A 19,811-nucleotide genomic window follows, 5' to 3' on the forward strand; every position below is an offset into this window, starting at 1 on the left:
TCGATTCCGCCTCTGGGCACCACTCTTTTTCCCATTATTCTGTTACTCAGCTCAGCACATTTTGCATTGCACAAAACACTCGTATGCCGGCGATAGCAAACGCGTATGGCATGTATTGTTGTGTGGTCGTTTAAGGCCGGGATGCAAGAACTTCGGAGAACAGCCAGCCATAGGTTAGGCTGGCACCCAGCCATAACATCAGGCTGGCCCACATTCCCGCCAGCGCGAGCAGCACACCAGGCACCAGCATTGCGGTGAGTAGCCATCTACGCTGACGTTGCGGAAGTGGCGAAAAGCCTTTGGCGGGGCTTGCGCCATGGCGTGCTAATTTTTGACGCCAACGCAATCGCTTTGGGTCGCGCAGGGCGAGCGCTGTTACGCTAAGCGCGCTGACGACGATGCTAAGCAGCAACATCATGGAGTGTTAACCTCCATGTCGCCGGTATCAATGAGGGGTTCCTCAGGCAACGCCTGGGTTTGACGCCATTCACGGCGAAGCAGCCAGGCCCCGCCAAGCAGTAGAGCAACATCCAAAACCACAACGGCCGTTAAACCAGCTGTGACTGCGCTTACCCAGCCCGGGCCGCCTAGCAACAAACGCAGCGCTACCAAGGCGCAAAGTCCTAGCCCCAAACTGATGACGAGTATACGCCGCACGCTGGTAACACAGCGAACGATGCCGGCAAGAATGCCGCTTAGCGCGAGGCAAAGACCGAAGGCCTTGAACATCAGCGGCTCAACTGCCCCAGCCAGCACACCAGCCTGCTGCAGCAAATAGACCGCCGCGGCGGCGACCAGTGCAAGGGGAAGCCCCCAAGCACTCCATAGTGTTGCCCGCAATAAATACTGCCATGTTTTCTGCTGCGCTCGGCGCTTAACCCATAGGGTCAGGCCACTAATACAGACATAGGCACCGGCAAACCCCAGAGCGAACCAGACCGTTTTCGACAACCAACCGGCAAAATTTCCAAAATGCAGCGGCCCCATTAGCGCAACCAGGTCACTGCCCAGCGAGGGCGATTGCCCCAAGGCCGGTTTTTCACCAAGATTTTCACCAGTCTGGGCGTCGAAGGAATAGCCTTTGGGTAGCAGCTCGCCCTCTGCTTGCCAGGGAAATACGCTAATGCGTGCGTCTTGCCTTCCCCAGTGGTCGACGGTTAAAAACCGCGTGCGATGCCCCGCCGCCCGAACGTCTTCCAACATGGTGTCGATATTCGCCATTTCGGCAGGGCGCGGGTCCTCGGCCGGAGGTAAGCCCTGAACAGTTTCGATAAGTTTTTCCTGGTCGCCGCCGAACGCCACCATGGCAATGGCGGGAATGGCAAAAGCGCCGGCCAGGCTATAGAAGCTGCCGGTAAACGCCAAAATAAACGCAAACGGCAGGTTCCAGGTGCTCGCCATCACATGGGCGTCTTTGTGACTGAGCACATCTCCACCGCGCCGGCGACGTAAAAACGCATCTTTAATAAGATGGCGGTGCATGGCAAAACCGGTGACGCAGGCGACTAATAAACTCAGACCAAGAATACCGGTTAACATCAGCCCCCAGGGCGAGGGCACATGCAGTTGCACATGCCATTCGACCAGAAAGTGTCCGAGCTTGCCGTAGTGGCTTTGCGCTTCGATCTCGCTCTGGGTGCCCTCAAAGCGCTGCAGTATGTCTCCACTTGCCGGGTCAAATACGAATAACACCCCCTCCTCTTCCGGGTGCTCTCCATCCTCTGCCTCAGCATGAGTGTGGAAAAAAGCACGGATACGACCGCCTGCGGTTGCAAAGACAATGAGCTCGTCGAGATATTCAGGCGCCACATCGGCGGCGGCCTTTCTCAACATAGCATCAGTGCCCAGTGGAAAGGTTTCAGGTATAGCGGCCGGCAGCGGCGAGGCCCAGTCATTTATGTCGTCGGCGAATACCGCGATCGTGCCGGTTAAGATCACCCAGTAGAGCAGCAGGCCGAAAATCACCGCGCCCCAGCCGTGAAGCGCCAGCATCGTTTGAGTCGTTTTTTGCTGTAGCTTTAGCATCGATTTCTCGCCGTTTATTGCTGCGCTTGCAGTAGGTGCTGCGCAATCAACGCCGCGTGCACGGCAGTCAATATGAAGATCACTACCGAAGCGCGGCCCAGCCGATCCAATACGCTATAAAAGAACAGCACTGCCCAGATCGCAGGCAGCAGCACTACCGGAATAACGAAGTTATTAACCTGTGCTTGCCCCTCGGGCAGCCAGAGAGAACTGCCAGCCATAATAATGAGCGTGGCAAGTAGTACCAGCGGCCCAGCCAACACAAACCGCCAGATTTTTTCAGTGCGCGTTCCCGCCATCACTCCCGTCTCTCTGCTTTTTCATCCCTAATTTGTCAGCGCGATGACTACGCCGCGCAGGCGCGAGTTGGCGCTGCAGCGCATTATAACGAGAACGATTTTCATTTGCCATTGAGGGGCGCGCATTTTCTTGCGCCTGCGCAGAAGTAGCAGTAACGGCACCACACCGCAGCCCTTTCGGCGTGGGAGAAAGGAAAATTCGATTAGTGGGATAGGGTTGGCGAGCGCCGTTTATTTAACTTGCTGCTTAGCCAGTTTTCTCGCCAGTGTGCGGCGATGCATACCGAGGCGGCGTGCGGTCTCAGAGATGTTAAAGTCGGTTTCAGCCAGCGTCTGGTGGATGCGTTCCCACTCCAGGGTTTTGATGGAGGTCGCACGCCCCGTCACTTTTATATCGGCGTTGCCTTCGGCATTGTTGAAAGCCGCTTCAATGTCATCGGTATTTGAGGGCTTGGCTAAGTAGTGGCAGGCGCCAAGTTTCACCGCCTCAACCGCCGTGGCAATGCTTGCATAGCCGGTGAGCACCACAATGAGCATATCGCTGTCGTGTTTGTGCAGGGCCTGTACACAGGCAAGACCCGAGGCCTCGCCGTCGAGCTTTAAGTCCACCACGGCGTAACCGGGAGAGACCTCTGCCAGCAGCGCTTCCACCTGTTCCAGGCGGGTGGCGTGGTGAACCTTATAGCCGCGGCGCTCAAATGAACGGCGGAGCGTGCGCGCAAACGCCTCGTCGTCTTCGACGAGCAACAAGGTTTTCTGATCGTGCTCGGCCTCAGCCATTGCATTAGTCCTCTTTTAACACCAGCGCATCGAGGGGGAGGCGAAGCATAACCTCCGCACCGCCCTCGTCAAGGTTGCGCGCCGCAAATACACCGCCCAACATCCTCGCTACGTTAAACACCAGAAACAGTCCCAATCCGCTACCTGGCCGCCCTTTAGTGGATTGATAGGGCTGGCCGAGGCGCTGGTAAACTTCTGCAGCAAAACCGGGGCCGTGGTCGCGCACCGCAATAATTAAGGTGTCGGCGTCGCGCTGTACGGTCAGCGCAATCCACTGCGGCGACGCTTCTAAAGCGTTATCCAGCAAATTACACACGGTTTGCTTGAGCACCGAGTCTGAGGCGATATCGACATCCTCGCCAAACTGGTTGTCGAAGCGCAACTCTCGGCTATTGCGTGTGCTGCGCCATTCATCGACCAGCTCATCAAAAAACTCACAAACGGTTGTCTCTACCGAGACTTCACCGCGCGTTTCGCCCGCCGACATGAGTATCCCGCTAACAATCTCCTTGCAGCGCTTAACCTGGGTTTGCATTTCGCCGATGTCATCACCCAGGTCAGCGGAATCGCGGAACACCGGCATGTGGCGCCAGTCGCCCAAAATAACGTCGATGGTCGCCAGCGGCGTTCCCAACTCGTGAGCCGCGCCGGAGGCGAGCAAACCCATTCGCAGAATATGCTCTTCCTCGGCGGCCCGCTGCCGCAAGTCGGCAAGGCGGGCGTCGTGTTCTCTATGAGTACGGGTAATACGGTTAACAAAGATCACCAACAAGGCTGCCGTCAGTACCACACAGATAAACATGCCCTGCACGTAAACGCTGTCGACACCGAGGTGGTAGTCCAGTGGCAAGCCAGCCAGTGGGTGGCCAACTTCCGCCAACCACAAAAAACACAGTGCGGCGACGCCCGCCAGTGTCCAGGCCAGTGGTGCCACCATCAGCACCGCCGCCAACCCCACTTGCAGTACATAAAGAAAGGCAAAGGGGTTGCTGACGCCGCCGCTCAGGTAGAGCTGAGCCGTGAGGGTGAACATGTCGACCAGCAGTCCGACAAATAACTCGCCGGCGTAGAGCTCGCGACCGAGACGCAAACTGATTTCGTACACCAGGTTGTAGGCCGCCAGACCCGCCAATACCCCACACATTTTTGCCAACGGCAGATCGACCCCCAAACTAAAATGAGTGACCAATATGGTAAATAGCTGCCCGAGCACCGCCAACCAGCGCAGCTGCACCAGTTGGCGCATATGTTTGCTGAGGGTTTCATTGTTGCGATAGCTGAGTAGCGACATGGCGGCCAACAGAGCGCCTGCCCTGGCCCGGGGGTGTGACATTCTAGGGTTTCTCCCACGCGGTGATAGCGGTCGTTATTATACGTAAGAGACGGCCATCCAGCTCTAGAGCGCGCCGGCCTGCTTAGCGGCGGCGCTTCGCCTCTCGATACAGCATAGCAGCCGCAGCCAAAACCATGGCGGCTAGCGCATACCAGGTCAAGGCGTACACCATGTGAGAGTTGTGAAAGGTGACAACCGTTAGCCCACTGACCGGGGCATTGGCGCCGGATTCCGCCGTTTTTGCATCGACGAAGTATGGCGCCAGCGGCACGTTCAAGGCGCTTGCCATTGCCTCGACATCCCGCGAATACCAGCGCTGTTGTTCGGGGAGGTTATCGCGCAGAAATGCGCCCTCCGGCTCAGTGAGCCTGAGCAAGCCCGTCACTTCCTGAGGCCCTTCCGGTGGTAAAGGTGCGCTCACGCCTTGATCGATATAGCCGCGATTCACCATCACCGTGCCGGCGTGCTCAGTGCGCAGCGGCGTCATCACCCAGTAGCCGCTGCCCAGTTCGGTTACAGCTTTGGCGAGCAGTGTCGCATCGCTAAGGTATTCGCCGCGAAGGCGAATGTGGCGGTATTCATCGCGGTCTCGATTGATGCCGGGCCAATCTGCAATGCCTGGCGCCGCTTGCGCAGCGGCGTCCACGCGAGCAGTGACGCGCTCAATCAGCCCAAGCTTCCATACCCGTCGCTCCAGTTGCCAGTTACCCAAGGCCACCAAGCCCGCCGCCGTTGCCAATGCAACCAGCATGGCAACGGAAAGAAAGAACTGATGGCGGCGCGACGTGGGGGAGGCAGCCATAAGCGCCTTACATCATCCCCGGCATCATGCGGACGTTCATGTTGTACATGACCCACAATGAGCCGAACAAAGTGATGAACAGCAGCACCGCTGTAAATAGTAGCGACAGCATATTCCAGCCGCCTTCGGACTGAAAATTCATGTGCAGGAAGTACACCATGTGCACCAGAATCTGCACAACGGCGAACCCGAGGATCACCATGGCAGTCGTGCTATTGGAGTCGAAGACATTGCCCATAACCAGCCAGAACGGAATGGCCGTGAGAAACACCGACGCCAAAAAGCCAATCATATAGCCGCTAAAGGACGCGTGCGGCAGCTCTTCGTGGTGTTCGTGATCGTGATGATCGCTCATGACATAGACCCCATCAGATAGACAAAGGTAAAGACACCAATCCAAATGACATCAAGGAAGTGCCAGAACATCGACAGACAAAATACCCGGCGGCGATTCGTTAAGGTCAGGCCGTGCTTAGACAGCTGCAGCAATAGCGTTACCAACCAAATCACACCAATGGTTACGTGCAAGCCGTGGGTACCGACCAATGCAAAGAAGGCGGTTAGAAACGCACTGCGCTGTGGGCCCGCTCCCTGATGAATCAGGTGGTAGAACTCATACAGCTCAACGCTTAAAAACGCCGTGCCCAACACGCCGGTGAGTGCCAGCCAAAGCAGTGTGCCCTGCAGCTTGTTCTGCTGCATTTGCAGCAGCGCAAAGCCGTAGGTGATCGACGACAGCAACAAGAAGGCGGTGTTGATCGCCACCAGCGGCAGGTCGAACAAGTCGGCACCAGTGGGGCCACCGGCAAAGCTTTGGCTCAGTACCCCATAGGTTGCAAACAGTGCCGCAAAGATGAGGCAGTCGCTCATCAGGTACAACCAGAAACCCAGCAGCGTACCGTTAGGCGCGTGGTGATCGCCGCGCACGAAAAACTCCAAGTCGCCGTTTTTCGTCGCAGCTGTGGCAGTGGGATGTGACATTAGGCTTTCACCTCACTTGCTTGCGTTTCGATGCGCGCCACCTCATCAGCGGGGATGTGGTAGTCGCGGTCGTAGTTAAAGGTATGCACGATGGTCGCCAGAATCAGCGCCACCAGCGACAGCGCCGCGGGCAGCCACATGTGCCAGATCAGGGTAAAGCCCAGCACCGTGCTGATACCGGCAATCACCACCCCTGCCGCCGTATTTTTCGGCATATGGATCGGTAAGAAGCCGTCTTGAGGCCGCTTCACACCGTTGGCCTTCATTTGCCACCAGGCGTCGTTGTCATGCACGCGCGGGGTAAAGGCAAAGTTGTACTGCGGCGGGGGCGACGTAGTCGACCACTCCAGCGTACGGCCATCCCAGGGGTCACCGGTTTCGTCGCGCAGTTGGTCGCGCTTGCGGTAGCTGAAATAGAACTGCAGCAGGAAGCAGATAATACCGATGCCGACTAACACGGCGCCCACCAGCGCGATCTGGAACCAGATCTGCAGCGACGGGTCGTCGAAGTGGCTCATGCGACGTGTGACACCCATCAGGCCCAATACGTACAGCGGCATAAAGGCCAGATAGAAACCGATAATCCAGAACCAGAAGGTCATCTTGCCCCAGAAGGGGTCCAGCTTGTATCCCGTTACTTTCGGGTACCAGTAGGCGATAGCCGCAAACACACCGAAGACCACACCACCGATAATCACATTGTGGAAGTGAGCAATCAGGAACAGGCTGTTGTGCAGTACAAAGTCAGCGGAAGGCACAGCCAACAGTACGCCCGTCATACCGCCGATAACAAAGGTCACCATAAAGCCGACCGTCCACAGCATGGGCACGTCAAACTTGATACGACCGCGATACATGGTAAACAGCCAGTTGAACACCTTGGCACCGGTCGGGATCGAGATGATCATGGTGGTGATGCCGAAGAAGCTATTCACCGTTGCCCCGCTTCCCATGGTGAAGAAGTGGTGCAGCCATACCAGGTAGGACAGGATGGTAATGACGACTGTCGCGTAGACCATCGACGAGTAACCGAACAGACGCTTGCCGCTGTAGGTCGCCACAATTTCTGAGAACACACCAAACAGTGGCAGGATCAGGATATAGACTTCGGGGTGACCCCAAATCCAGATTAGGTTCACGTACATCATGGCGTTACCGCCAAGGTCGTTGGTGAAGAAGTTAGTGTCGAGGTAGCGATCCATCGACAGCATCGCCAGCACCGCAGTCAGCACGGGGAAAGCCGCCACAATCAGGACGTTAGTGCACAGCGCTGTCCAGGTGAATACCGGCATTTTCATCATCGACATGCCCGGTGCCCGCATCTTCACGATAGTAACCACGAAGTTGACGCCCGACAGCAGTGTACCGACCCCGGCAATCTGCAGGGCCCAAATATAGTAGTCCACCCCCACGCCCGGGCTTTGCAGTATCCCGGTCAATGGCGGGTAGGCCAGCCAGCCCGATTTCGCGAACTCACCCACGAACAGTGACATCATCACCAGAATCGCGCCCGAGGCCGTCATCCAGAAGCTGAAGTTGTTAAGGAAGGGGAAGGCGACATCGCGGGCACCGATTTGCAGCGGCACGATGTAGTTCATAATGCCGACCACGAAGGGCATGGCCACGAAGAAGATCATAATCACGCCGTGGGCGGTGAAGATCTGGTCGTAGTGATCCGGCGGCAAATAGCCCATGGAATCACCAAACGCGATGGCCTGCTGGATACGCATCATGATCGCGTCGGCAAAGCCGCGCAGCATCATCACAATACCCAGAATCATATACATCACACCGATGCGTTTATGATCGATACTGGTAAACCATTCGGTCCACAAGTAGCCCCACAGCTTGGCGCGAGTAACCGCAACCAGCAGGGCAACACCACCAATCGCTACCATGGCGAAAGTCGCCACAATAATTGGGTCGTGGTAAGGAATGGCCTCCAGACTGAGTCGGCCAAAAATCATTTTACCTAGGTCGAACGTGTCAGACATGGGAATTACCGGCGCCCCAGGCGCTGTTCGGGTGAATGGAAGGGCTGCGCTGCAACCCGCTCAAAATGTGAGGCATCAATGCGCATGGTGATCTGCCTCGTGTTGACTGTGATCCTGATGACCGCTGTGGCCGCCCATCATGTCCTTCATGCACAGCGTGCCGGGATCAACGCAACGGTTAAGAATGGCGTCGTAGAGGCCAGGCATCACCGTGTTGAAGTAGCGAACCGGGTCATACTGACTGGGTTTCTCCAGCTCTTTGTACGCGGTACGGCTCAACTCGGTGCCCTCGTTTTTAACGGTGTCCAGCCACTGAGCAAAGCCTTCATCGGTCTTGCCGTGGAATTTAAAGCGCATACCGTTAAAGCCGGCACCGGAGTAGTTAGCGGAGAAACCGTCGTAGACGCCTTCCTCGTTAATAACCGCGTGCAACTGCGTTTCCATGCCGCCCATTGCGTAGATCTGGCCCGCCAGGGCCGGGATGAAAAACGAGTTCATCATCGTTGTTGCGGTGATCTTAAATTTGATCGGACGATCCAGAGGTGCCACCAGCTCGTTAACCGCCGCCACATCGTACTCGGGGTAGAAGAACAACCACTTCCAATCCATCGCGACCACTTCCACGATCAGCGGCTCCACACCGGCCGGGACCGGCTTGCCTTCATCCACGCGATCGAGCGGGCGGTAAGGGTCGAGTTGGTGAGTACTCACCCAGGTCATCGCGCCCAGGGCAATAATGATTGCCAGCGGCGCCGCCCAGATCACTAACTCCAAGTGCGTTGAGTGATCCCAGTCGGGCTGGTATGTTGCTTTTTTGTTCGACGCGCGATAGCGCCAAGCAAACAGCAGTGTCAGTGCAATGACGGGCACAACGATAATTAACATAAGTACCGTTGCCCAAATAATCAGATCAGCCTGCTGAGCGGCGATATCGCCCGAGGGCGACATAACAACCCAGTCGCAGCCACTGATCATTGCGACGCCCGCCGTCGCAGCTAATGATTTGATAAGGGTTTTGAACACTGTCATCGCTACACGCTTGTCCAGTTATTGCATTGGGTTGTGGACTGTACGTGAACGAATAGGGAGTGAGAATTGGACAATTTGTCCTATGTTCGCTTTCAAACAAAGCCGTTAGGCTTCGTGTCACTCAGAGTACTACGGGCGGAAAACACCTTCTGACTATGGCAAATTTAACAGCAAATACCTCAACAGCTGAGGACATGAAAACCCCAGCGGGACACTCTCCAGTCGCCCCCAGCGAGATAGCAGTGGGCGTCATTATTGGCAGAGCTTCCGAGCATTTTGACTTCTTCGTGTTCGGTATCGCCTGCGTGCTGGTCTTCCCGCATGTCTTCTTTCCTTTTACTGACTCGCTAAATGGCATGCTCTATGGCTTTGCCATTTTCGCTATGGCCTTCGTTGCTCGCCCCTTCGGCACCGCACTATTCATGGCCATTCAGCGCCGCTGGGGCCGAAGCGTTAAGCTAACCGTATCGCTCTTCCTGTTGGGAACCGCGACGGCGGGCATCGCCTTTTTGCCAAGCTACGCCAGCCTCGGTGGCAGCGCCATCTTCCTGCTTGCCGTGTTTCGAATCTTGCAGGGTTTTGCGTTGGGCGGCTCATGGGACGGCCTACCATCGCTGCTCGCATTGAATGCGCCCCCGGCTAAGCGCAACTGGTATACCATGTTCGGTCAGCTGGGTGCGCCTATCGGCTTCCTGCTTGCCAATGCATTGTTCTTGTACCTAACACTCAGCGTAAGCCAGGAAGATTTCCAAAACTGGGCGTGGCGCTACCCCTTCTTTGTCGCCTTCGCAATTAACGTTGTCGCCCTGTTCGCACGGCTGCGCCTAGTGCTCACCGAAGAGTACACACTGGCGATGGAAGAGAAAGAACTGGAGCCCGTCAGCACCAAGAAAATGCTCGATGAAGAAGGCCCAACGATCTTCCTCGGCGCCTTCGCCGCACTGGCCAGCTATGCCCTGTTCCACATTGTGACGATTTTCCCGCTGTCGTGGATCTCGCTGCAGAACTCTCAGGTCATCACCAATGTGCTGACCGTGCAAATCTTCGGTGGTGTGATCGGCGTTGTCGCAACCCTCGCCTCGGGCCTGATTGCCAGCCGCCTCGGTAAGCGAGCATTGGTTGCCTCGATGGCGGTGCTGATCGCTGCCTTCGCCGCCTTTGCCCCCGCACTACTTGGCGGCTCGGCGGGTGCGCAAAACGCCTTTATCCTGATCGGCTTTGCGCTGCTCGGTTTGTCATACGGCCAATCGTCGGGAACCGTTACCGACAACTTTGCCCCGCGCTTCCGCTATGCCGGTGCGGCACTGACTTCTGACTTCGCCTGGTTGTTCGGCGCAGCCTTTGCCCCGCTGATCGCCCTGGGGCTGTCTGTGCACTTCGGTTTGACCGCCGTGTCCGGCTACCTGCTCTCCGGTGCGCTAAGCACCCTGCTGGCACTTTATATCCTGCGCCGCCTCGCGACGAAGTAAGCCAGCTCCCTTTTAGGCTCTCGCCCCACTCCCCCGGGGTGGGGGCCTTGTTTAATATAGATAGCGCATTAAATATTCGCACTAGCCTGTATACACAGTAACAACTGCGGCTCCGCCCAAACCTATATTGTGTTGCAAGGCCGCTCGGGCATGGCTAACTTGTCGGCTACCCGCGCGACGGCGAAGCTGAGTTACAACTTCATAGCATTGCGCCAGTCCCGTCGCGCCAATGGGATGCCCCTTGGACATCAGGCCACCGGACGGATTAACGACCACGCTCCCGCCATAGCTGTTTTGCCCGTCGGCAACGAAGCGACTGGCTTCGCCCTCTCCGCACAAGCCCAGCGCCTCATAGCTGATGACTTCGTTAGTGGTAAAGCAGTCGTGCAACTCAACCAGATCCAGATCGTCTGGCCCGACGCCCGCCTGCTCATAGGCCAGCTGGCTGGCGGCCCGACTCATGCCCGCACCGACCAACTGCATGGGATCGTCCCAACTGCTGGCGGTATCCGTCGCCATGCCCTGCCCGGCAATTTCAATGGCCTGATCCACACCCCGCTGGCGGAGAAATTCGTCACTGCACAACAATGCTGCCGCCGCGCCGCAGGTCGGCGGGCAACACATCAACCGCGTCAGGTAGTTCATATACAGCGGCGGTCCGGCCATCACCTCATCTACGGTCAGCGGGGCATTGAACAGGGCAAGTGGATTCTTCGCGGCGTGACGCCGGGTCTTCACGGCCACCTCGGCGAACAGGCTGGGCTCGGCGCCGTATTTCTCAACATAGTGGTGCCCCGCCGCGCCAAAGCAACGCAGCGCCAACGGCCCGGTGGGATAGCCCATGGTATCGAGCGCATCGTCAAAGCGCTTGAACGGCGATTCGTGCTGGTCCCACTGGGAACTGATCGCACCGGGGAACATCTCCTCAAAGCCGAGCACCAGCACACATTCCGCACTGCCGGACTGGATCGCCTGCCGCGCCAGATAGAGCGCCGTCGAACCCGAAGCACAGTTATTGTTCACGTTAAAAATGGGGATGCCGCTCATGCCCGCATCGTAAATGGCGTGCTGTCCGCAGCAGCTATCGCCGTAGATATATCCGGCAAATGCCTGGTCAACATCGGCAAAACTGAATCCGGCATCCGTCAACGCCTTTTCGATAGCGGCTTTGGCCATCTGGCGATACGGTTGCTGACTGCCCGGTTTGGCAAACTTCACCATACCGACTCCGGCTACATAGGTTCTGGACACAGTGCCTCCTGTCGTCTGTAAAGAAAAAAGCGGCTCGACCGAGCCGCATCAATCACCACGAAAAGGGGAGTCTCCGTTGTGAATCAATAGTTGTAATCGAGCGCAATCGCCCAGGTTTTTGGCGCCGACACATAGCGGGTCACAATATCGCTGACCACCTGAGCGTGGGCGGTTGTTGCGTACTCATTGAAAATATTGCGACCGTAGAAGGTAAGCATCCACTCGCCGTCCGAACGCCCGAAGCGCAGCCGCGCATTGGTAATACCGAAGTCGTCGTGGGCAAAGAATGGATCGCCATCCAGTGTAGAGTTGGTCTCGTCCTTATAGCTGTAGTCCACCCCCACACCGGCCTCGTAGTTGCTGGCGACCGGCAGGCTGTAATCGACCAGGAAGGTATAGGTCAACTCAGGCGAGTAGTTAAACGACTGCCCCGTCACGTCGGTGGGTTCGCCCCGGGTATTAAAGGCGTTGGGAAATTCCTTTACCTCGGTTTCGATATACGCCGCCGCGGCCGACAGATACAGACCGTCGATGGGCGCGCCGGAGATATCAAATTCAATACCTCGCACCTCAGACGATGGGGCGTTCTGCAGCTGCGGCAGCGAGCCGAACAGCGGGTCCTGAATCCGCGAGAAAAGTTGCTTATCGCTGTAATCGTAGTAGAACAACGCTGTATTGAACTGCAAGCGTCGTTCGAAGTAATTCAGTTTCACCCCGATCTCATACGCGTCCACCTGCTCCTGCTTGGCTGGCTGGTACTGTCCCTGGTCGGTGGTATTGGTCACAGGGAAGCTACCGGATTTAAAACCGCGAGACCGCGAAAGATAAATCAATGTGTTGTCACTGGGTTCCCAGTCGAGCACTGCCCGCCAGGACAGACTATGTTCTTCCAACGTATCAGCGTAGGGCTCCAGGCTGCCGTCCTCAGCCAGTGAAATACACTCCCCCGGCGAGGTGGTATCAGGCAGCGTTCCCGCCAGCAACGCACGCTGCAAAGACAGCGCGGTAAACACCAGATTCACATTGATATTGTTGTCGCGTGCATCGTCGCCCAGACAGCCGGTAAAGTCGCGCTCCTCATCGGTATAGCGCGCACCCAGGCTCAGGCGGAAGGCGTTGCTGAGCTGCCATTCCATGTTGCCGAATGCCGACTGCGACTGATAATCCATATAGCCATAGCTGTAGTAGTAACTGCCCAGCAGGCTGATGTCGTCCAGCCCCGGCAAAGCCCCCACCAGCGGTACCACATAAAACACGCTGTTGTTATCGCTGGCGCCAAACAGGCGTACATCGCTGCCCTCTTCCTGCGGCGTGGTATGAACACCCGCGGTCCATTTAATGTCCCGCGAGAACAGCTCGCCGGTGCCGCTCAGGCGAAACTCAACATCCAGGTTTTCAATTTCGGAAAAAATGGTCGTTTCAATATGACGCTTATTATAAGACGATGAGGGAATTTCGGTGCCATCCGACTCAAACTTGTTGTACGAGACCAATAAAATCGCTTCCAGAGACTCAGTAAAAAAGGTCGATAATCTCAGGGCCGCCTGATAGAAGCTCTCATCGTTTTTAAAATCATAAGGTTTGCCGGTCACATCCACACAGGACGGATCCCCCTTACAGAATTCCATCACCCGCGGGTCGTCAGTATCCGGAATGTAGGGGTAGTTCTGCACATTAATCGAAGTGAGCAATTCACTCTGCGGGTTCTGAGCATTGAAATACACCGGCTGCCCCGCCTGTGCATCACTATTGTCTTTCCAGCCAGCCAGCATTAAACGTGCGTTGGTGTTATCGCTGAGATCCCAGTCCAGAATCCCCCGCAGCGAAAACTTGTCTTCTTCACCGTGGCGGTTGTCATGCTGGGTATTACTGTACTGCCAGGGTTCTTCCTGAAGAATATAACGACCTGCCAGCCGGTATTTGAAACTGTCGGTAATCGGCCCACTGACATAGGCTTCCAGGTCTTTTCTGTCCCAACGACCATACGAAGCGGTAAAACCTGTGGCGAATTCATCCGTGGGTTTTTCAGCAATATAGTTAATGGCGCCGCCAGTGGTGCTGCGCCCGTACAGCGTTCCCTGAGGACCTTTCAGTACTTCCACCCGCTGTACATCGAGGTTGGGGCCCTTCGACATAATGGAATACGGCATGCTGACTTCGTCGATATACACACCGGTTGTCGGGCTGGCAAAATAGGTGGAATCCGGAAAACCGACACCGCGAAGGGTGTATACCGGTGTTCCATAACCGCCATTGGACGCCGAGAATCCGGGTACAACGATATTCAGATCGCGGGTGTCGGTCACACCCAGCGTGTCGAGCTGCTCCCCATTGAGCGCCGTCACCGCAATCGGCACATCATTGAGGTTCTGCTCCCGGCGCTGTGCCGTGACCACCACTTCCTCCAGCAGACTGTTACGTGTTCTTGAGCGAGCTTCTCCGGCACCGTCCTGTGCCATCACCAGCAGAGGCTCTGCCAGCGCAAGCATTCCCGTTGTCAGTGTTATGGCTTTTGTCAGTTCTTTTTTATTTTTCAATGTTAACCATCCCGTTCTTATTAATATTATGAAAAATCGGGCGTACTACGATTCAACAGAATTCATGGGACTGTGTATCATCACCCAGCTTTTATAAGGACTGAAAGAGTAGCGCTAGAAAAGCTCGGCTTTTAACTACCCATTCGGGGAGTCCTTAAAAGCCCATAAGCAAACTCATATCCAGTGCTTCTTTTCTCGATAAAAATCGACAAAGAAATCGAGGCTGTCAGGGTTTCGCATGGAGCCACGGCTGGCGACCTCGTCGGCTTTGGCCCCCTTTAGAATTTTACGCACCGGCACCTCCAGTTTTTTGCCGGTCAGCGTGTAGGGAATGTCGGGGGCGGGAATAATCTCGTCGGGGACATGGCGGGGCGAGCAGGTAGTTTTCAGCTTGCGGGTGATCTCTTGCTTCAGCGCCTCATCACAGCGTTGCTGCGCAGTCATACTGATAAACAAGGGCATATAAAAACCGCCGTCTGCAGTTTCAATACACACCACCAGACTGTCGCTGACACCGTCCAGGGATTCCACTGCCTGATAGATCTCTGAGGTGCCAATGCGCACCCCAAAGCGGTTCAAGGTGGCATCGGAGCGACCGTAGATATAACAGCCACCGCGTTCATTGATTTTGATAAAGTCGCCGTGCCGCCAGACACCGGGAATCTCTTCAAAATACGAAGACCAGTAACGGCTGTTGTCGTCATCGCCAAGGAAGTACAGCGGCATAGACGGAAATGGTGTATCGCAGATCAGTTCGCCCACTTCATCAATCACCGGCTCTCCGCTGTCATTCAAGGCTTTTACCGACATGCCCAACGCCCGCGCCTGTATCTCGGCAGCGTAGACGGGCTGCGTCGGTGTGGCGGCAACAAAGGCACTGGCGATTTCAGTGCCGCCGCTCTGGGAGGTCACCCAAAGCTCGTTCTTCACATTCTGATAGAACCACGCAAAGGTTGAGGGGATGGACGGTGAGCCGCCGACCAGCACGGTGGTGAGCTTGTCCAGCGCATAGTGTTGTTTCGGCACCACCTGATTGCTCTCCATCAGTTGTACATAGGTCGGACTGGCACCGAAGTGACTGGCCTGACTCTGCTCTGCCAGCTTCCACAACATATCGGTTTGCGGATACACGGGGCTGCCATCGTAGAGAATGGCACCGGCACCGGTCAGCATCATCCCCACCACCAGATTGAACATGACCCAACCCGTGGTGGTGTAGAAGAAACTGTTATCGCCGGTCTTCAGGTTCATGTGGAAAGTCATGAACTTGAGCATTTCAATCAGCACGCCCACATGGGAGTGAGCGATGGCCTTGGGCAGGCCCGTTGTGCCGGAGGAAAACACAAACCACAGCGGGTGATCACAGGCGACCCGCTCAAACTGAAACACGGCCTCTCCCGGATCAGCGGCCGCCATCAAACCCGGCCAGTCGCTGACCTCGGCATCGGCTGTAAACGCGGGGCAGTCACCCAGCACATCCAGCCGCACTACCCGCTCCACAGAGGGCAACATCGCCAGCAGCTCAGACAGCATGGCCGTGCGATCAAAGCGTTTGCCGCCAAACTCATAACCGTCGCCAAAAAAGACCAGCCTGGGCTCAACCTGGCCCAGGCGGTCAAGAATCGCCTGAGTACCAAACTCAGGCGCCGCATTACTCCACACACCGCCAATGCTGATCACCGCCAACATGGCGACAACGGTCTCCGGTCGATTGGGCATCACCGCACTCACGCGGTCGCCGGGGCGAATCCCCCACTCGCGCAGCCTCGTTGCCACGCGGCGCACCTGCGATGCCAGCTCATCCCAACTCGTGACCTCCAGATCACGAGTTTCGGCCATAGCCGAAATTGCCGCATGGCTGCCCTTGTGGCGCAGGATATGTTCGGCAAAATTTACCCGACTGCCTTCAAACCAACGCACTCCGGGGCGAATCTGGCGATCGCTGAGTACGCGCTCGTAAGGCGTATCGCTGATCACCTCGAAGTAGTCCCACATCGCCGCCCAGAACGCCTCGGGCTGGGTGACCGACCACTGCCACAGTTCCTTATAGTTCTTGCACTGCAGGTGTTGCCGCTCGCCGAGCCAGTGCATCAGCGCGGTCATATTGCTGCTTTCAACAAACGCCGCGGACGGCTCCCAGAGTTTTCGCCCTTCGACAATCATGGGCACCTCCTAGGCCAAACCGCGCAGTTGCGTCAGCTTCTCCCGAACCTGCTCGGGCTCGACAAAGGCGGGCAGCTCCGCGTAATACCACGGCGCGTCACCAAGCTCATCCGAGGCCTCGGCAGACCAGAACGCCGCAGGCAGCGAGATAAGGTCCTTGCGCTGGCTGCTCATATCACCGCCGAGGCAATGCCAGTCACCTGCAGAGAAGCGCTCTGCAGTGGCCGTCACCGGGCAACGGAAAGCAAACTGCCAGTGATAGTTCGCCGCCACATTCATCAACGGCTGGTATAGCTCCACGGTCGCCCCCGCCGCCATGTCGGCATCAGACAGCGTGCTCACCACCCCCGCGATACCGGCCGCCTTGAGCTGTCGCACCGTATCAGCCAGGTAGACCGAGGTAGAGTCGATATCCAGATCGCTCAGCCCAGACACTTCTTCGCCGGGATTGGCGAGACCGTGGGCCCAAGCGATGAGCGCCGCATTGGACGGCAGTTCAATCAACAATTCGCAGGGCACCATCGCGCAGCAGGCGGCCACCAGTTCGCGCAGTTCCTGACGCATGTCTTCATTGGTCAGCAATTTCTTGATGGCATAGCGCACCCGGCGTTTGCCGGTCATGGTCTGCAGGACATGGGGATGGGCATCGACCCAGTAGTCGAGAAACCCCATCAGCGGCAGACTGAGGCGGTCAGCCGAAACAATGCCCTGGATTTTTTTGTAGTTCTCGGCAAATTCAATCGGGTTGTGCCATTGCAGCACCCGCCCCTGATTCAGAACATTTTCGGCAAATGCATGGGCATTCAGCCAGAGTTGGTGTGTATTCATGGCGTTGGATTCCAGCATGTTCATCCCGTCATTATTGTGATTGGCGTTGCGGTGCCCTGGGGCACCGACCGGACTAGCCCTGCAAAGCGTTTAGCTTCGCTTTCAATTCCTGAATCTCCACGTCTTTGGGATCAGGCAAAATAATCGGCGGCAGTTCACCGGGAAGCGCCTTGCCGAAAGGCCCGCAGTAGAGTTCCTTGGAGTCGTTCCAGGCACCGAAGAACGGCACGCCCTCGGGTGGCTGCGCCTTGACGCGGGTCGCCATAAACGCATCCCAACTGAGGCCCTTCTCAATACGCGCACGGCGTATGGCGTCGCGGCGCTCAGCCGTGGCGTCCAGGTCGGCAGCCAGGGTCTTCTCGTCGTAGACCAGCCCGTAAAGCGAACTGGCTGTGGTGTGACTGATCAGGCCTTCTTCAAGGTCTTTCACCACCAGCTCCGGATCGCGGTCCAGCACATCGCCGTAGCCGCCACCGCCGCCCTGACTGGTCATGAACAGCTCACCTTCCGGATACAGTTCAAAAGCCACCGCCATCGAATGACTGGTGTATTCGGCGCCTTCGATGGGCCGCTCATTCATGATGGTGGCCATGGACGCCTCGAACAGCTCCGGGGTTTCTTTCATCGTCTTGAACAGGTTTTTGCCACGTACCCGCGCCGTGCCATAGGTCGGACAGGCATAGCCGCCGAACAGCCCGAAGGTCGACGGGAAGTAGGACCCAGCGGTAAAGGTCTGGAAGCCGAAAGGCTGTTCACCGTAGCGCATCAGGCCGTATTCGTAGGCCGCGCCGCCGCGGAATTTGCCAAAGCCACAGTTGCCCGGCCAGATGCGTTTGGAAATTGCATAGATAAATGGCAGTTGCTCTTCCGCTTCTTCGCTCTCGCCGATATCCACATTGGCACCGAAACAGGGGGCGATGCTGTGTTCGCCGTCCTCATCGCACTTTGCGCCCCCGGCCATGCCGTTCAGGTCGCCGCACATATTGCCGCAGGAATCCTGATGCTGGTTGATGCCGCCGTAGATAATGGCGGCGGGCTGGTTAAACCATCCTGCCTTGGTTTTGCCGTACTGCTTGGGCGCACCGAAGTAGAGTTTGGCGAAGGCCAGTTCGGCAGCCGTCATGATTTTGAACATGGGCTGCACACACAGCGCCACCGGCACCTGATCGCTACAGTCGGGAATGGTGCCCGGATCGGTGATGAACTCGAAGCAGTCGATAATGGCCTGCGCACAAGGCATATCCGGCCAGATATGGTGGGCCAGGGTGATTGCCACACCCAGCACCTGCGTGCTGAGCAGACTGTTGATGGGACGGTTAAACAGCTCGGGCGAGCTGCCACGCAGATCGACGATGACCTTGTCACCCTTCACCGTGAAGTTGTACACCACCTTCATCAGCGCGGGTTCGCGCATGGTGTCATCAATGTAGAACTGGGTGCGCACAGTGCCGTCCGGCAGCTCGGCAATACGTCGACGCCCTTCGTCACGCATGAATTCCACATTGCTGCGCAGAAAGCCGATAACCGAATCAACGCCATAGCGAGCGATGTGTTCCTTGCCCCGGCGCTCGAGTCGGCAGCAGGCCGCCAGCCGCGCCTTGAGGTCGGCCAGCATGGTCTGAGGCTCGCGACAACTGTTCTGCAGAAAGGTCACCAGATCGGTTTTCAGCGCGTAATTTTCCACCACTTTCATGGGTGAACCGCGCAACCCTTCGTCCCAGGGAGATTCAATCATCGGCCCCATACCCCCGGGCACCCGCGCGCCGATTTCCCCTTCGTGCATCGCGCAGACACACCAGCTAACGATTTCGCCCTGATCAAAAATCGGCATGAACAGGTGCTGATCCGGGCTGTGAATACCACCGTAGTGGGCGTCGTTCAGCAGGAAACCATCGCCCTCTTTAATGCCCACGGTTTCATCCTGCTCGAAATATTTGCGAATGAAACGAATGGGGTAATGCAGACTTACGGTGAAGCCGGCCACACCGCGGGTCGAGGCCAGTGACAGGTCACCCGAGGCGGTGAAGTAACCGGTAGACATATCCGCGCACTGCGCCGCAGGTGAGGCCACCGTCATCTCGGCAATCTTGAAAGTCTCGTCCAGCGCGGCCCGCAAACCGGAGCGGATCTCGGCAAACAGATTATTGTCGACCTCGCCGGAGAGGACGCGCTCTTCGCGCTCGCTGCGCGGCGCCACATGGTGGTTGCGCTGAATTTCCGGATCGGGGCCGAGAAACGCCCGGTTCTTGCTGAGAAAGGTATTGACCAGCGTGCTCTCGTCGGCGGTATCCGGATTCAATGCGGGGGTATTCGTTGTCAT

At 56.9% G+C, this 19,811-nt stretch carries 16 protein-coding genes; 1 reads left to right on the plus strand and 15 read right to left on the minus strand.

The features are described 5' to 3' along the window. Window positions 1-130: 130 nt before the first annotated feature. The 10 genes from B3K78_RS16320 to cyoA all read right to left on the minus strand — a co-directional run bounded on the left by B3K78_RS16320 (window position 131) and on the right by cyoA (window position 9,243). Window positions 131-418: a hypothetical protein gene (locus B3K78_RS16320; protein WP_286696282.1), complete on the minus strand. Its 288-nt coding sequence runs from the start codon at window positions 416-418 to the stop codon at window positions 131-133. Further along, window positions 415-2,025 (minus strand): PepSY-associated TM helix domain-containing protein, encoded by a 1,611-nt coding sequence (locus B3K78_RS16325; protein ID WP_286696283.1) that lies wholly within the window; start codon window positions 2,023-2,025, stop codon window positions 415-417. The genes B3K78_RS16320 and B3K78_RS16325 overlap by 4 nt, the downstream gene beginning before the upstream one ends. Before the next feature lie 14 nt (window positions 2,026-2,039). Continuing rightward, window positions 2,040-2,324, minus strand: a complete 285-nt coding sequence (locus tag B3K78_RS16330) for a hypothetical protein (RefSeq protein WP_204994614.1) — start codon at window positions 2,322-2,324, stop codon at window positions 2,040-2,042. Window positions 2,325-2,555: 231 nt separating this feature from the next. After that, window positions 2,556-3,104, minus strand: a complete 549-nt coding sequence (locus B3K78_RS16335; RefSeq protein WP_027873093.1) for a response regulator transcription factor — start codon at window positions 3,102-3,104, stop codon at window positions 2,556-2,558. 4 nt (window positions 3,105-3,108) lie between these two features. Beyond that, entirely contained in the window at window positions 3,109-4,437 is a 1,329-nt protein-coding gene (locus B3K78_RS16340) for an ATP-binding protein (RefSeq protein ID WP_204994616.1), read from the minus strand. 82 nt (window positions 4,438-4,519) lie between these two features. Next, on the minus strand, window positions 4,520-5,239 hold the full coding sequence (locus B3K78_RS16345) for an SURF1 family protein (protein ID WP_286696284.1): 720 nt from the start codon (window positions 5,237-5,239) through the stop codon (window positions 4,520-4,522). Between the two features lie 7 nt (window positions 5,240-5,246). Continuing rightward, window positions 5,247-5,594, minus strand: a complete 348-nt coding sequence (cyoD, locus tag B3K78_RS16350; RefSeq protein WP_027873096.1) for a cytochrome o ubiquinol oxidase subunit IV — start codon at window positions 5,592-5,594, stop codon at window positions 5,247-5,249. Further along, window positions 5,591-6,220 (minus strand): cytochrome o ubiquinol oxidase subunit III, encoded by a 630-nt coding sequence (gene cyoC / locus B3K78_RS16355; protein WP_204994618.1) that lies wholly within the window; start codon window positions 6,218-6,220, stop codon window positions 5,591-5,593. The genes cyoD and cyoC overlap by 4 nt, the downstream gene beginning before the upstream one ends. Further along, window positions 6,220-8,214: a cytochrome o ubiquinol oxidase subunit I gene (gene cyoB / locus B3K78_RS16360; RefSeq protein WP_349676126.1), complete on the minus strand. Its 1,995-nt coding sequence runs from the start codon at window positions 8,212-8,214 to the stop codon at window positions 6,220-6,222. The genes cyoC and cyoB overlap by 1 nt, the downstream gene beginning before the upstream one ends. A 75-nt stretch (window positions 8,215-8,289) precedes the next feature. Beyond that, complete coding sequence (gene cyoA, locus B3K78_RS16365; RefSeq protein WP_286696285.1) at window positions 8,290-9,243, minus strand: ubiquinol oxidase subunit II; 954 nt, start codon at window positions 9,241-9,243, stop codon at window positions 8,290-8,292. Between the two features lie 194 nt (window positions 9,244-9,437). Here cyoA and B3K78_RS16370 point away from each other — a divergent pair, with 194 nt between their 5' ends. Continuing rightward, window positions 9,438-10,712, plus strand: a complete 1,275-nt coding sequence (locus B3K78_RS16370) for an MFS transporter (RefSeq protein WP_286696286.1) — start codon at window positions 9,438-9,440, stop codon at window positions 10,710-10,712. Window positions 10,713-10,793: 81 nt separating this feature from the next. On the opposite strand, the gene B3K78_RS16375 is transcribed toward B3K78_RS16370, so the two are convergent. The 5 genes from B3K78_RS16375 to B3K78_RS16395 all read right to left on the minus strand — a co-directional run bounded on the left by B3K78_RS16375 (window position 10,794) and on the right by B3K78_RS16395 (window position 19,811). Next, window positions 10,794-11,963, minus strand: coding sequence for a lipid-transfer protein (locus B3K78_RS16375; RefSeq protein WP_286696287.1), 1,170 nt, complete (start codon window positions 11,961-11,963; stop codon window positions 10,794-10,796). 83 nt (window positions 11,964-12,046) lie between these two features. After that, window positions 12,047-14,500, minus strand: a complete 2,454-nt coding sequence (locus tag B3K78_RS16380) for a TonB-dependent receptor (RefSeq protein ID WP_286696288.1) — start codon at window positions 14,498-14,500, stop codon at window positions 12,047-12,049. 174 nt (window positions 14,501-14,674) lie between these two features. Continuing rightward, window positions 14,675-16,663, minus strand: coding sequence for an acetoacetate--CoA ligase (locus B3K78_RS16385; protein ID WP_286696289.1), 1,989 nt, complete (start codon window positions 16,661-16,663; stop codon window positions 14,675-14,677). Between the two features lie 9 nt (window positions 16,664-16,672). Next, complete coding sequence (locus B3K78_RS16390; protein ID WP_286696290.1) at window positions 16,673-17,491, minus strand: hypothetical protein; 819 nt, start codon at window positions 17,489-17,491, stop codon at window positions 16,673-16,675. Window positions 17,492-17,564: 73 nt separating this feature from the next. Next, window positions 17,565-19,811 carry a hydantoinase B/oxoprolinase family protein gene (locus B3K78_RS16395; protein WP_286696291.1) on the minus strand — a complete coding sequence of 749 codons (2,247 nt, stop codon included), beginning with the start codon at window positions 19,809-19,811 and terminating at the stop codon, window positions 17,565-17,567.

The sequence above is a fragment of the Spongiibacter sp. UBA1325 genome (assembly GCF_002306875.1).
GTDB classification, from domain to species: Bacteria; Pseudomonadota; Gammaproteobacteria; order Pseudomonadales; family Spongiibacteraceae; genus Spongiibacter; species Spongiibacter marinus.

Coding starts and splice junctions, on each gene's coding strand:
- cyoD (WP_027873096.1), bottom strand. CDS start 5,594: ATGAGCGATCATCACGATCACGAACACCACGAAGAGCTGCCGCACGCG.
- B3K78_RS16320 (WP_286696282.1), bottom strand. CDS start 418: ATGATGTTGCTGCTTAGCATCGTCGTCAGCGCGCTTAGCGTAACAGCG.
- B3K78_RS16345 (WP_286696284.1), bottom strand. CDS start 5,239: ATGGCTGCCTCCCCCACGTCGCGCCGCCATCAGTTCTTTCTTTCCGTT.
- B3K78_RS16390 (WP_286696290.1), bottom strand. CDS start 17,491: ATGAATACACACCAACTCTGGCTGAATGCCCATGCATTTGCCGAAAAT.
- B3K78_RS16325 (WP_286696283.1), bottom strand. CDS start 2,025: ATGCTAAAGCTACAGCAAAAAACGACTCAAACGATGCTGGCGCTTCAC.
- B3K78_RS16395 (WP_286696291.1), bottom strand. CDS start 19,811: ATGACAACGAATACCCCCGCATTGAATCCGGATACCGCCGACGAGAGC.
- B3K78_RS16340 (WP_204994616.1), bottom strand. CDS start 4,437: ATGTCACACCCCCGGGCCAGGGCAGGCGCTCTGTTGGCCGCCATGTCG.
- cyoA (WP_286696285.1), bottom strand. CDS start 9,243: ATGACAGTGTTCAAAACCCTTATCAAATCATTAGCTGCGACGGCGGGC.
- B3K78_RS16330 (WP_204994614.1), bottom strand. CDS start 2,324: ATGGCGGGAACGCGCACTGAAAAAATCTGGCGGTTTGTGTTGGCTGGG.
- B3K78_RS16370 (WP_286696286.1), top strand. CDS start 9,438: ATGAAAACCCCAGCGGGACACTCTCCAGTCGCCCCCAGCGAGATAGCA.
- B3K78_RS16335 (WP_027873093.1), bottom strand. CDS start 3,104: ATGGCTGAGGCCGAGCACGATCAGAAAACCTTGTTGCTCGTCGAAGAC.
- cyoB (WP_349676126.1), bottom strand. CDS start 8,214: ATGTCTGACACGTTCGACCTAGGTAAAATGATTTTTGGCCGACTCAGT.
- B3K78_RS16385 (WP_286696289.1), bottom strand. CDS start 16,663: ATGATTGTCGAAGGGCGAAAACTCTGGGAGCCGTCCGCGGCGTTTGTT.
- cyoC (WP_204994618.1), bottom strand. CDS start 6,220: ATGTCACATCCCACTGCCACAGCTGCGACGAAAAACGGCGACTTGGAG.